This window comes from Pseudomonas sp. 25 R 14, assembly GCF_900004755.1.
Taxonomy (GTDB): Bacteria; Pseudomonadota; Gammaproteobacteria; order Pseudomonadales; family Pseudomonadaceae; genus Aquipseudomonas; species Aquipseudomonas brenneri.
In genome coordinates, this window is record NZ_CVTS01000066.1 from 68,655 (window position 1) to 81,534 (window position 12,880).

General features: G+C 62.6%; 9 protein-coding genes. 2 read left to right on the top strand and 7 right to left on the bottom strand.

Annotated elements, in window-relative coordinates:
• Positions 1-15 precede the first annotated feature (15 nt).
• Positions 16-819: a SirB1 family protein gene (locus BFQ03_RS25705; RefSeq protein ID WP_065944282.1), complete on the top strand. Its 804-nt coding sequence runs from the start codon at positions 16-18 to the stop codon at positions 817-819.
• A gap of 82 nt (positions 820-901) precedes the next feature.
• On the opposite strand, the gene BFQ03_RS25710 is transcribed toward BFQ03_RS25705, so the two are convergent.
• The 4 genes from BFQ03_RS25710 to hmgA form a co-directional block, all read right to left on the bottom strand.
• The gene (locus tag BFQ03_RS25710) at positions 902-2,260 is read right to left on the bottom strand and encodes an MFS transporter (protein WP_065944283.1); all 1,359 of its coding nucleotides are present in this window, start codon (positions 2,258-2,260) and stop codon (positions 902-904) included.
• Positions 2,261-2,328: 68 nt separating this feature from the next.
• Positions 2,329-2,964, bottom strand: coding sequence for a maleylacetoacetate isomerase (gene maiA, locus BFQ03_RS25715; protein ID WP_032857679.1), 636 nt, complete (start codon positions 2,962-2,964; stop codon positions 2,329-2,331).
• A gap of 12 nt (positions 2,965-2,976) precedes the next feature.
• On the bottom strand, positions 2,977-4,275 hold the full coding sequence (gene fahA, locus BFQ03_RS25720; RefSeq protein WP_065944284.1) for a fumarylacetoacetase: 1,299 nt from the start codon (positions 4,273-4,275) through the stop codon (positions 2,977-2,979).
• Between the two features lie 3 nt (positions 4,276-4,278).
• Positions 4,279-5,571 carry a homogentisate 1,2-dioxygenase gene (hmgA, locus tag BFQ03_RS25725; RefSeq protein WP_065944285.1) on the bottom strand — a complete coding sequence of 431 codons (1,293 nt, stop codon included), beginning with the start codon at positions 5,569-5,571 and terminating at the stop codon, positions 4,279-4,281.
• Positions 5,572-5,735: 164 nt separating this feature from the next.
• Here hmgA and BFQ03_RS25730 point away from each other — a divergent pair, with 164 nt between their 5' ends.
• Entirely contained in the window at positions 5,736-6,524 is a 789-nt protein-coding gene (locus BFQ03_RS25730) for an IclR family transcriptional regulator (RefSeq protein ID WP_065944286.1), read from the top strand.
• Positions 6,525-6,573: 49 nt separating this feature from the next.
• Here the strand turns inward: BFQ03_RS25730 and BFQ03_RS25735 are convergent, their stop codons facing one another.
• From BFQ03_RS25735 to BFQ03_RS25745, 3 genes are all read right to left on the bottom strand, one after another.
• Positions 6,574-9,114, bottom strand: coding sequence for a LuxR C-terminal-related transcriptional regulator (locus BFQ03_RS25735; RefSeq protein ID WP_065944287.1), 2,541 nt, complete (start codon positions 9,112-9,114; stop codon positions 6,574-6,576).
• 184 nt (positions 9,115-9,298) lie between these two features.
• Positions 9,299-10,666, bottom strand: a complete 1,368-nt coding sequence (locus BFQ03_RS25740) for a DUF1329 domain-containing protein (protein WP_065944288.1) — start codon at positions 10,664-10,666, stop codon at positions 9,299-9,301.
• Between the two features lie 30 nt (positions 10,667-10,696).
• Entirely contained in the window at positions 10,697-12,487 is a 1,791-nt protein-coding gene (locus tag BFQ03_RS25745; protein ID WP_032857692.1) for a DUF1302 domain-containing protein, read from the bottom strand.
• Positions 12,488-12,880: the final 393 nt, after the last annotated feature.

Below are 12,880 nucleotides of genomic sequence, written 5' to 3' on the forward strand. Positions count from 1 at the left end.
CCGTCGGAGAACGTTATGAATCCCCGCCAAGCCTTTTTCGAATGTCTACACCGCTCGCCTCCGGCGCTGTTTGAAGCTGCGTTATGGATCGCTGCCGAGCACGACCCGGCCGTGGTCCCACAAACGATCCTGGCTGACTTCAACCTGCTGCAACAACAGGTCAGCCTCGGCATGCCGCTGTTGCCCGCCGATGAATTGGGCCAGCCATTGCTGCGGATGATGAATGAACTGGGGTTCGCCCAGGATGACTTTACCCCCTTGCGCCCCGCCGCCGCGCGGGTGGACAAGGTCTTGCAGCGCCAGCGCGGGCAGCCCCTGGCCCTGGGCCTGATTGCCCTGGAATTGGCGCGGCGTCTGGAAATCCCCATGGTGGGGGTGAACTTTCCAGGCCACTTTTTGCTGCGGGTGATCGGTGCCGATCATTTGCTTGACCCCTGTGGCGGGCGACGGCTGTACCCCAACGACTGCCGCGAACTGCTGCAACGCCAGTACGGTCCCAACCTCAAGTTGCAAGCCAGTCACCTGCATAGCGCCGAACCGCGACTGATCCTGCAACGACTGTCGCGCAACCTGCGGCAGTTGCACCTCACCCATGACAATCACCTGGCGGCGCTGATTGACGCTGAGCGGGTGGTGGAGCTGGGCAACGCCAATGCTGCCGACTATCTGGCACGGGCCAGCCTGTATAAACATCTGGACTGCCCGAATGCCGAGCGTTTTGACCTTGAGCATGCGCTGTTGCTCAGCGAGGACCCGGTGCAGCGGCTGAGACTGACGGAACGCCTGGGCCACCTGCCACCTGGCGCGGTGGTGCATTGAAAGGGGCCGACCGTTAAACCGCGTCGCCCCCATCGCTGCCTCGCCGGGGCTCGACAGCTCCCACAGGTAAGCAGGGTGCTCCTCAGGTTTTGAGAATATCGCCACGCAGCGAATCTTTTGGCGTCGTGGCCCTGGGCGAACGCACCTGAATGATCAGCAACGCCGCAATCACTGCCGGAATCGCACAGAAGAAGAAAATCTGCTGCACCGGCACCTGCATCGCCAGCAGCATGCTGCCAAACAGTGGCCCCAGGATCGAACCAAAGCGCCCCACGCCCAGGGCCCAGCCGGTGCCGGTAGCCCGCACATGGGCCGGGTAGAAGTTGCTGGCAAACGCATTGAGGGTCAACTGGCCGCCAATGATGCAAAAGCCTGCGGCAAACACAAACGCCACCAGGTAGCGCGGGTTGTCATGGTTGAGCCCCAGCAGGATTGTGCACACCGCAGCGCCGGCCAACACTCCCGAGAGCAGGCGCACTTTGCTTTTCAGGCGGTCGGCAAACCAGGCCATGCCAATCGCGCCCAGGGTGCCGGCGAACAGGAACATCGAGGTCACCAGGTTGGCTTTGTTCAACGTCATGCCACTTTCCAGCAGCAGCGACGGTAACCAACTGATCATGAAATACAGCAGGATCAGGCTGACAAAAAAGGTCGACCAGATCAGCAGCGTTGGCCGTGCATAACCGTTGCGAAACAACTCCACCACCGTCAGTTTGCTGCCCTGCTCCTGGCGATTCTGTTCCTCGCTCGCCGCTGGCGCCTGCCAACCTGGCAGCATGCGCGCCGTGACTTTTTGCAGGCGCGTATAAGGCGGTGCATCGCGCAACAGGCGCGGCAGGGATTCAGGCAGTAGCCATGCCAGGAACGGAAACAGCAGTAGCGGCGTCACGCCCCCCGCCAGGAACACGGCCTGCCAGCCGAAGCTGTCGATAAAACCCGCCGCGACAAAACCACCCGCCGCACCACCGAAAGAGAAACCACACGCCGCCAACGTCACCATCAAGGTGCGCATGCGCGGTGGCGAATACTCCGACATCAGGGCCATGGCGCTGGGCATCGCCCCGCCCATGCCAATGCCACAGATGAACCGCGCGACCATCAGCGTTTCGAGGGAATTGGCGAACACCATCAACACCGTGAGGCTGGCATAGATCAGTACGCAAGCGAGCAGGATGCGGCGCACGCCGAAGCGGTCGGCCAGGGGTGTCACGGCCAGGGAACCCAGGGTCAACCCCAGCAGGTTGGCGCTGAACACCGGGCCAAAAGCGGCTTTTTCCAGGCCCCAGTCCTGGGCCAGCGCCGGAACCACGTAGCCCAGCACCTGGGCGTCGTAGCCATCGGTGACCAGCAACAACGCCAACAACAGGAGAATCAACCACTGGTAGCGCGACACCGGACGGGCGTCGAGTGCCGCGCGAAAGCTGGCAATCTGATTGTGCATCGCAAGGTACCTGTATTGTTTTTATGGGTATCACTTGTGGGAGCAGGCAAGCCAGCTCCCACATTGATTTAGGGGGTGTCAGGTTGGTTTGCGGGGTGGGCCTGGATGAATGCGGGGTGTTTGGCTGCCAATGCAGCGACCCGCAGGATTCGTGGGTAGCCATCCAGTGCCACCTTGAAGCGCTCTGCCGCATACAGCTGCGGAATCAGGAATGTATCCGCCATCCCCGGCTGCTCGCCGAAGCAGTAACCCTGATCGCCGATCAATTGCTCCACCGCGCCCAGGCCCTGGCTGATCCAGTGCCCGATCCACTCCAGCAACTGCGCCTCGTCATGCCCCCACTGGCGCAGCAGGTTCTGGGTACTGGAGTTGTGCAGCGGGTGAATGTCACAGCCGATGATCGACGCCACCGCGCGCTCATGGGCACGCATCGCCAAGTCCTTGGCGAGCAGCGGCACCTGTGGATAACGTTCGTCCAGGTACTCGATGATCGCCGGCGACTGGATCAACAGTTCGCCTTCGTCGGTACGCAAGGCCGGCACCCGGCCCTGCGGGTTGATCGCCAGGTACTCGGGCTGGCGGTTGGCGCCACCCTTGGGCACCAGCAGGTTGACCGGCAGCGCGGTGAAACCCAGGCCCTTGAGCGCCAGGGCAATCCGCACCCGGTAGGACGCCGTGGAACGGTAGTAGGTATAGAGTTCCATGCCCCTGCCCTCTTAGCGCGCCGCGACCACAGTGCCACGGCATTCGCCAAAGCCGATGGAGGCAAATCCATCACGCTGGCAGCGGGCACGCAGGATGATTTCGTCGCCGTCTTCAAGAAACTTGCGCACCTCACCGGAGGCCAGTTCGATTGGCTTTTTCCCGCCTTCGGTGATTTCCAGCAGGCTGCCGAACTGGCCTGCCGCAGGGCCCGACAAGGTGCCCGAACCAAACAGGTCGCCGGCCTGCAGTTGGCAGCCGTTGACGCTGTGGTGCGCCACCATTTGCGCCACGGTCCAGTACATGTGCTGGGTGTTGCTCAGGGTCAGGCGATGGGCTGGCAGGTTCTGCTCGCGCATCGCGGCGGTGGTCAGCAGCACTTCCAGTTCGATGTCAAAACCGCCGCCGGCTTGATCGCGCTTGTCCAGCAGGTACGGCAGCGGTTGTGGGTCGCCGGCCGGGCGGGCGGGCTGGGCCTTGCGGAACGGCTCCAGGGCTTCGGCGGTGACCACCCACGGCGAGATGCTGGTGATAAAGCTTTTTGACAGGAACGGCCCCAGCGGCTGGTATTCCCAGGCCTGGATGTCCCGGGCCGACCAGTCGTTGAGCAGGCAGAAACCGGCGATGTGATCGGCCGCATCACCAATGGCAATCGAGTCGCCCATGGCATTGCCCTGGCCGATCCAGATCCCCAGTTCCAGCTCATAGTCCAGACGCGCGCAAGGGCCGAAGGTCGGTTCGGTCTGGCCGGCTGGCAGGGTTTGCCCCTTGGGCCGGCGTACGTCGGTGCCGGACGGGCGAATCGTCGAAGCCCGGCCGTGATAACCGATCGGCACGTACTTGTAGTTAGGCAGCAACGGGTTGTCGGGGCGGAACAGTTTGCCGACGTTTTGCGCGTGTTCGATGCCGACGTAGAAGTCGGTGTAATCGTTGATTTTCGCTGGCAGGTGCATCTGGCAATCGGCAGCCAGTGGCAGCACCTGGGCGCCCAGGCCTTGCAGTTGCGCTTGCTGGTTGCTGCCCTCGGCGAGCAGTTCCAGCAGGCGGGCCCGCAGGGCAACCCGTGGGGCACGGCCCAGTTCGAAGAAGGCGTTCAATTGACCGTCCGCCATGGCGTCGACGGCGCGGCGGGCATCCCCGTCAAACAGCTCACGGGCCGCTTGCAGATCAAAAATATGTTCGCCAATCGCCACACCACTGCGCGGTGCCGAACCGTTGAGGCTGAAGATGCCCAGGGGCAGGTTCTGCAGGGGGAAATCCGTGTGACCGTTGGCCGAGGCCACCCAACTACGGGTGAGAGTGGACTGAGTCATGGTTTATCTCCGATTCGGGTTGAAGGTTGCCGGCAACGTGGCCCAGCAAGCGTCGTAAGTGTTTTGCAGTTGCGGGCAGTCCAGGGCAAAGCGGGTCGGGCGCAGCACCTGGCTGGTCTCGAACATGAAGGCCATGGTGTTATCGATCTTGTGCGGCGCCAGGTCCGCGGCGATGGCCTTGGTGCAGGTCTCACCATCCGGGCCGTGGGCGCTCATGCAACTGTGCAGCGACGCGCCACCCGGTAGGAAGCCTTCGGCCTTGGCATCGTAGGCGCCCTGGATCAGGCCCATGTATTCGTTCATCAGGTTGCGGTGGAACCACGGTGGACGGAAGGTGTTCTCGGCCACCATCCAGCGCGGCGGGAAGATCACGAAGTCGAGGTTGGCCAGGCCGTGGACGCTGGTGGGCGAGGTCAACACGGTAAAGATCGACGGGTCCGGGTGATCGAAACTCACCGTACCGATGGTGTTGAAGCGGCGCAGGTCGTATTTGTACGGCACGTTGTTGCCGTGCCAGGCCACCACGTTCAGCGGCGAATGGTCCAGGGTGCAGCCCCACAGCTCGCCGAGGAATTTCTGCACCAGGGGTGTGGGTTGCGAGAGGTCTTCGTAGTGGGCGACCGGGGTCAGGAAGTCCCGCGGGTTGGCCAGGCCATTGCTGCCGATCGGCCCCAGGTCGGGCAGGCGCAGCGGTGCTCCGTGGTTTTCGGCGACGTAGCCGCGCGCCTGGGCATCCAGCAGCTCGATGCGGAACTTCAGGCCTCGCGGCAGCACGACGATTTCCAGCGGCTCGACTTCCAGCACGCCCAGCTCGGTGGCAATGCGCAGGCGACCTTGCTCGGGAACGATCAACAGTTCGCCGTCGGCATTAAAGAACACCCGCTCCATGGAGCGGTTGGCACAGTAGTGGTAGATGCTGATGCCGGAAGGCTTTTCAGCACCGGCGTTGGCCACCATGCCCACCAGCCCATCGATAAAGTCGGTAGGTTCTGCGGGAATCTCCAGCGGGTCCCAACGCAGGCGGTTGGGCGTGACCTCGCCCAGCGGGCCACCGGCCAGTTGCCGTTCCAGCTTGATAAATGCAGGGTGATTGGCCGACGGCTGGATGCGGTACATCCAGGTGCGCCGGGCTTCGCTGCGCACCATGGTGAAGGCGGTGCCGGAGAACAGTTCGGTATACAGCCCGTAGGGCGCTTTTTGCGGGGAGTTCTGGCCGACAGGCAGGGCGCCGGGCAAGGCTTCGCTGGCGAATTCATTGCCAAAGCCCGATTGGTAGGCCAAGGAATCAGGGGACATGATGCCTCCTCAAGTGGAGTGAACAGCACAACGCCGCCCTCTTGAAGAAGCCTGCGCACGCCGCCGTTATTTTTATCGTAATCCAATTACGCATAACGTAATTTGATTGGTAGGGAGCGTCAAGCTATAAAGACCGCCATTCGTCTCTGGGATACACGCCTGCCATGGAAAAGCCGCTCGCTACCCGCGACACCGGTAAACAGAAAGTCCGTTCGGCCGAGGTCGGCACCGACATCCTCAAGGCCCTGGCTGAACTGTCGCCGGCCACGTCCCTGTCGCGCCTGGCCGAACATGTGCAGATGCCGGCCAGTAAGGTCCACCGTTACTTGCAGGCCCTGATTGCCTCGGGTTTTGCCGAACAGAACACCGCCACCAACCATTACGGCCTGGGCCGCGAGGCCTTGCGCGTGGGGCTGGCGGCGCTGGGTAGCATGGACGTGCTGAAAGTCGCCACCCTGCCCCTGGCGCAGTTGCGCGATGAGTTGAATGAAACCTGCTTTCTCGCGGTGTGGGGCAACCATGGCGCGACCGTGGTGCATATCGAACCGGCGGTGCGCGCGGTCACGGTGGTGACGCAACTGGGGTCGGTGCTGCCGCTGCTCAGCTCATCCACGGGGCTGGTGTTCAGTGCCTTCTTGCCCGAGCGGGAAACCGTGGACCTGCGCGAACTGGAAATCCAGGCCGGCACCGCCCATGCACTGGCGGACAATCAGGCGCATGCGCAAACGTGCGAGCAAATTCGCCAGCGCGGCCTGCACTTTGTCCATGGCTTGCTGATGCCGGGGGTCGATGCGCTATCGGCGCCGGTATTCAATGCGATGGGGCAGGTGGTGGCGGTGATGACCGTGGTGGGGCCGACGTCGTTATTCCATGCCGATGAAGATGGGCCGGCGGCCAGGCAATTGCTTGCCGCGAGCCAGGCGGTGAGTTGGCGCATGGGCTACCAGCCCTGACAGAAACGCGAGCCCGCTCCCACATTTTGATCTGCATTGCCTGGAGTAATCAGGCCATCAGGCCCAGGGCCTTGGCCTTGGCCACTGCCTGGGTACGGCGCTCCACCCCCAACTTGCTGTGGATCCGCCGTGCATGGGTCTTCACGGTGTGCAGCGAGATAAACAACAGATCGGCAATTTCCAGGTTGGAATTGCCCAGCGCAATCAGTTGCAACACCTCCAACTCCCGTTGGCTCAGCGGGTTTTCTCCAGGTGCCGCCAGCGTCTCCTGAGGTTCAAGCCCCAGCTCACTGAGCAGCCCAGGTTGGCGCAGGCGCAGTTCACGCACCGCCTGCTGCACCTGGCAGCGCGCCGCCAGGGCCAACCCGTTTTGCAGCGAGCGCACCGCCAAGGCACGCTCCCCCAGTTGCCAGGCCACCTCGCCCAACACCAACTGCAACTCCCCTTCCAGGCACTGCATGCCACGTTCGCGAGCGGTGTCCAGCAAGGCCATAAGCCGAGGGATCGGTTGATCAGCCTGGCGCAGCTTCACCTGAGCCAGCACCAATAGGTATTCCAGCCTGGGGATCAGCTCCAGGGTCGCCGGCGGCGCCTGTTTCGCCAGGGGGCCATGAAAGTGGCGCAGCACTCGGCTGACGGCTTCCAGGGTCAGTTCGGCGCGCCCCTGCTGCAACCAGAAATGCCCGCTGAGCAACAGCAACACGGCCCGGTAGACCGTGTCGGGAACATGCCGGCGCTGCATCAGGCGCTCGGCATCGCGCAACTGGATAAATGCCTGGGCATAGTCGCCGCGGTTGGCCGCCAGCATCGCCAACCCGAGAAACCCATAGAGCACGCGTTTGTCCTGGCTGTGCAGGCACATGCCCAGGCCGGCTTCGAGGCACTCGGTGGCCAGGGCGTCGTGCCCCTGGCGCAATGCCAGGTGTCCACGCCGCAGGGCGATCCGGCCCATCAGCGGCCCGGCCTTGAGACGCTGCTGGGCCAGCATCGCCTGCACGCCTTCCAGCAGGCTTTGGGCCCGATACGGGGCGCCCCGCTGCTCCAGCAATTGCGCATGGTCAAGTTCCAGCACCGCCTCCAGCAGCAGTGAACCATGGGCCCGCGCCAGGCACAGCGCCTCGCGGTTCAGGGCCTGCGCCACGTCCAGTTCGCCGCGCAACAACGCTTGCTGGGTCAACCCGGACAGGCACATCAGGCGCGATGTCCAGGCGCTGTCCGGCAGATCATTCAAGGCATCGAGAAAATGCGCCCGCGCCCGCGCCGCTTCGCCTCCCAGGTGCAACAGCCAACCCCACTGCGCCTGCCAGCGCGCCAGCAAATGCCGTTGCAAGGCGGCCGTGGGTTGCGGGGTGAAACGCGCCAGTTGATCAATGCATTGCGCAGCCTGGTCGAAACGCCCGGCAAACAGCAAGGCAGCCGTGACCAGCCCCACCAGTTGCGCCGAGCCGAGCATCAACTCATCGCCGTGTTGCTCATGCAGGCGTAACAACAACACCGCATTCTGCTGGCGGAACAGGTCTTGGAAACTGAAGTGCTCCAACAGGCTGACCGCCACTTCGTATTCCTCAGCCAACAGCGCCTGCTCAAACGCCGCCTGCCAATCCTGCGCGGCGGTGAACCATTGGCAGGCGCGCCGGTGCCAGGAGCGCCGGGCCGGCCAGGGTTCGTCGCGCAGCAGTTGGGCCAGGGGGGTGAAGACTTGCAGCCAGTCCGGCGAGTCTTCCCAGGGCTCGATAAACGCACCCAGGGCCTGAAGATCACGCAGGTAGTCGGCGCCATCGCCAAACCCGAACAAGTGCTCGCACAACCCCGGGTTGAAACGCGGCAGGTGCGCCAGGACACGCCAGGCTTCCTCCAGCTCGCTGGGCAAAGTGCTGAACAGTTCGTGTTGCAGGTAGTCGAGCAAGGTCTGCGAGCGACCATGCCAGGCGCCGCTGTCGGGATGGCTGTCGCCTTCAAGCAGGGCGATACGCACGCCGGCGCACCAGCCGGCGCTGAACTGCAGGACCTTGTCGGCGGTCTGCCCGGCACCGGCGTGATGCTCGATCAGTTGCTGGACCTCTTGCTGATCGAACGCCAATTCCGTAGTACCGCACTCCCACAGCTCATCATCGAGCAACAGCCGCGGCCAATTGCAGGCAGGCCGACGCCGCGCGCCCAGCCACCAGATCAAGGCCGGGCTGCTGGCCGCCAACACGCGATCGAGCAAAGCATCCAGGGCCGGCGCCGCCACCCGGCAATAGTCATCGAGAAACAGCCAGGCCGGCGCTTGCCAGCGGCTCAGGTCCAGCAACAGGCTGGCTTCGTCGACAAACGCCAGGCCCAGGCTTTGTGCCAGGCGCTGGCACAAATCCAGCGGTTCCAGGGCGGCGCCATTGAGTGGCAACCAATACACCAGGCAGTTTGCCGGAGCCTGCAGAGCGCATTCGGCCAACAAAGCGCTCTTGCCACTGCCGGCCGGCGCACACAGCAATTTCACCCGCGCCTCGGCATGGAGCAACGGCTCGGCCAGGCGTGGGCGCAGCAAATGGTGGCAAGACAAACGCGGCATGAATCCAGGGCGATCCAGGCGACGGGTCATGGCGGTCATTCCAGCGTCCCTTTTTTATTGTTATGCGGCGTGCGGTCTACCGTAGTCCTGTCAATGGGCGTTGTTGAAGAAGTATTCAGCGGGCTGATTGCCGGACATAAAAAAGCCGGGTTTCAAATGAACCCCGGCACAAAATCTGAATACTGAAACACGGCCAAATGTGGGAGCGGGCCCGCTCCCACAATCAGCGCACGCCGGAGGCGCGCAAGGCTGCCGGGGTGTAGTCCGCTGCCTTGGCTTTGAAGCCAACCACGAAGCTGCTCTTCTCCTCGTTCTTCATGCCCAGGGCGATGTAGCGCCCGGCGATGATGTCGTACAGGGTCTCGACGGTGTAGGCCGGGATCTGGTTGTTGTAGTAGAACTGCGCATGCCCTTCGGCCACGCGCCACAGTTGGCCACGACCGTCATAGTGGTCGGCCAGCGCCACCTGCCAGCTGTCTTCGTCGATGTACATGTGGCGCTTGGCGTAGATATGCCGTTCGTTTGGCTTGACCGTGCCGATCACTTCCCACACCCGGTGCAACTCGTAGCGGGTCAGGTCCTGGTTGATGTGGCCGGCCTTGATGATGTCGTCGTATTTGAGCGACGGCGAGTCGAGCTTGTAGGCGTTGTAGGGAATGTACATTTCCTTCTTGCCCACCAGCTTCCAGTCGTAGCGGTCTGGCGCGCCGGAGAACATGTCGAAGTTATCCGAGGTACGCAGGCCGTCGGATGCGGTGCCCGGCCCATCGTAGGCCACTTGCGGCGCACGCCGTACGCGGCGCTGGCCGGCGTTGTAGATCCAGGCCAGGCGCGGCTCCTTCACCTGGTCGAGGGTTTCGTGCACCAGCAGTACGTTACCCGCCAGGCGCGCGGGTGCGGTGACCGACTGCTTGAAGAAGGTCAGCACGTTGGCACCCTTGGCCGGGTCCATGTCCGGGATCAATTGCGGCACCGCCAACTCTTCCTCGAAGCGGATCGGCGTGTAGCTGCCGTTGGTCTGCGGGGTGGCCTGGGTGATGATGCGCCGCAGGTTGCCACCGTGGTAACGGGTGATGTGGTTCCACAACACCTCGACGCCAGTCTTCGGGATCGGGAAGGCGTAGTAACGGTTGCCGGTAAAGTTCTCCAGGCCGTTGCCGTCGTTGATCGACTTGACGTTGAGTGCGCTGCGCTTGATCGATTCGTAGATATCCTCGGGCAGGTTGACCGTACGGTGAGTGGTGTAGACCGGGATTTTGTAGGTCTCAGGGTAACGTTTGAACATCGCCACCTGCCCATCCGACAGCTTGTCCTTGTACTTGTCGACGGTGGCGGCAGTGATCACGAACAGCGGTTTTTCATTGGCAAACGGGTCGGCCAAAAAGCCCTTGCTGTCCACCGCGCCGGCGTTTTTGGGGATGCCACCGGTCCAGGCTGGAATCGAGCCATCGGCATTACCGGCCTTTTCCGCGCCCATCGGGGTCAAGGTGCTCCCCAGCTTGGCGGCTTCTTCCGGTGACACGGCGGCCATCACGTTGGCGGCCAACAGGCTGAGGGTCAGCACACCGCACTGCAAAATCATCTTACGCATGGTTGTTGTCCTTGTTCTTTTTAAGCCGAATCAGAAGTTCACGCCGAAGCTGAGGGCGAGGAAGTCGCGGTCGGTCAGGGTGTTGTAGTCACCGCCAAAAAAGTCGGTGTAGCTCAGGCTCGCGGTGTAGGTGTTGCGGTAGTCCGCATCGACCCCGACGCTGAGCGCCTTGGCTCCTTCGTTGAACAGGCCGTTGGGGCCGTAGCCCTTGACGTCATGGGACCAGGACAGGTTGGGCTTGAAGTTGATCCCGGCGATCACGTTGTTGTAGTCCAGGATCGCCCTGGCGCGATAACCCCAGGACGTCGCCGTGACGAAGCCATCGGTATCACCACCAAAGCCGTATTGGCCGTAGACCGAATCGCGGCCGTAGCGCAGTTTGGTTTTGTTCTCCAGCCCGCCGACCCGCACGATGGCCGCCTCGCCCACCACGGTCAGGCGTTCGGCGCCCAGTACCTGGTCGAAGAATTGGGTCATGGTGGTCTGGAACTGGGTGATTTCCTTGCGCCGGTAGCCTGTATTGTCGGCACCGAATGAGCTTTTGATCGGCGAGGCGGCGTTGCCGGCAATCGGGTTGACCAGGGCCAGGGTCAGGTCCGTGGTGTTGAGTTGCACGGGGGCGTTGGGGCGGTAGCTGATTTCCCCGGTCCAGGCCGTGCCGGTGGGCAGGGTCGTGGAGAAGCTGGCGCCGTACAGGCGAATGTCTTCCGGGTACTCCAGGTAGTACTGGCCGCGTCCGAGCATCACGCTCTGCGCCAGGCCGGCGCCGCTGCCGGGGGCAATGCCGTTGGCCGCGTTGATGATATTGCCGATGGTCGCAAGGTTAGTGTTGGCCGTGAGGGTGCCCACGGTCGGCGTGCGGCTGTGGTAGTTCATAAAGTACAGGCCGTACTCGGTGTCATCGCCAAGCCAGCGCAAGGCCATGCCGAACTGCCCGGAATCCCGTGCATCACGGTCGGCGGCGCGGCGCACGATCACCCCTTCATTGGTCACCCCAAAACCCTGGCCGAACGCGGCGGCCACCGGTTGCAGCGGACGGATCGCCGGGCTGCCGACGGTGTAGTTGTCGGTGCAGCCATCGGCCGCCACGTCACCCCCAAAGAAGGTGCCGCAGTTGTCCAGCACGGTCTGGTCCCATTCCAACTGGTAGAAACCTTCCACGGTCAGTTGGTTGGTCAGGCCCTGGGACGCGAACAGCATGTTGACTGGAATCAGGCCCTCCTTGATCTCGGCGCCCGGACGACGAAAGGCCGAGACGTCGATGGGGTTGATGCTGTTGATGGAGTTGCCGATGAAGGTACTTTCGCCCCAACTGACCACCTGTTTACCGGCGCGCACGGTGCCCGGCAGGTCCCCCAGGGAATAGTTGTGATAGACGAAGGCATCGAGGATCTGCGCACCGCTGGATTTGGAGCCTTCCTTGCGGTTGTGGTCGCTGATCGGCTTGAACTCGCGGTCTTCGTCCTTGAGCTCGAAGTCGTACCAGTATTTGCCCCGCACAAACACACCGGTGTCGCCGTACTTGAGCTCCAGGTCGTGCAGGCCCTTGAAGATTTTCGAGAACGTCTCGCCCTTCTTGAAGTTCTGGCGCCCATCATCCCCAGTGGAAGCCTGGCCACTGCCGCCATTGACCGTGCCCACCAGCTTGCGATCGGCATCGCGCATGCCCCAGCTGGCACCAACCGACAGCGACGAGTCGAATTGCCCTTCGATCTCGCCGATGTTGAATGAAACAGCCTGCGCCTGAACGCAGCAACCCAAAGCAACCGCAGCGGCCAGCGCCTGTGGCCTGAAGATGGCGCGCATTGTTGTTTTTGTCATGCGTCTTCCTAGGGTGGTGTGACAGAAGGCCCCACCCTACTGCCCGCCATCAGGAGCGATAAGCGCACCAAGGAGGTATTCGTTTTGTCGCTCGAAAGGATTAACACAGGCTCTAGCGTGGGTATTGGCGGGCCTATCGACGCAGTGGATGAAGCGCTATCAAGAGAATGGATAACCCCCTCTCCCTCCCGCCCCCTGTAGGAGCGAGCTTGCTCGCGAAGAACGTTAACGATGACGCGTTTTGCCTGGTTTAACGCGGCGCCCTGAAGTTTTTCGCGAGCAAGCTCGCTCCTACAGGGGGCAGGCACTGTTGTTGTTTTGGTAACAGTCCTTGTCCTGAATCAGTATTTTTCATTCCGTTACAAGGGACTATTCTTACCGAACTTTCAGAAC

Excerpts from the sequence above, each read along its gene's own strand:
- BFQ03_RS25705 (WP_065944282.1), top strand. The coding sequence starts at position 16 with ATGAATCCCCGCCAAGCCTTTTTCGAATGTCTACACCGCTCGCCTCCG.
- BFQ03_RS25710 (WP_065944283.1), bottom strand. The coding sequence starts at position 2,260 with ATGCACAATCAGATTGCCAGCTTTCGCGCGGCACTCGACGCCCGTCCG.
- maiA (WP_032857679.1), bottom strand. The coding sequence starts at position 2,964 with ATGGAACTCTATACCTACTACCGTTCCACGGCGTCCTACCGGGTGCGG.
- fahA (WP_065944284.1), bottom strand. The coding sequence starts at position 4,275 with ATGACTCAGTCCACTCTCACCCGTAGTTGGGTGGCCTCGGCCAACGGT.
- hmgA (WP_065944285.1), bottom strand. The coding sequence starts at position 5,571 with ATGTCCCCTGATTCCTTGGCCTACCAATCGGGCTTTGGCAATGAATTC.
- BFQ03_RS25730 (WP_065944286.1), top strand. The coding sequence starts at position 5,736 with ATGGAAAAGCCGCTCGCTACCCGCGACACCGGTAAACAGAAAGTCCGT.
- BFQ03_RS25735 (WP_065944287.1), bottom strand. The coding sequence starts at position 9,114 with ATGACCGCCATGACCCGTCGCCTGGATCGCCCTGGATTCATGCCGCGT.
- BFQ03_RS25740 (WP_065944288.1), bottom strand. The coding sequence starts at position 10,666 with ATGCGTAAGATGATTTTGCAGTGCGGTGTGCTGACCCTCAGCCTGTTG.
- BFQ03_RS25745 (WP_032857692.1), bottom strand. The coding sequence starts at position 12,487 with ATGACAAAAACAACAATGCGCGCCATCTTCAGGCCACAGGCGCTGGCC.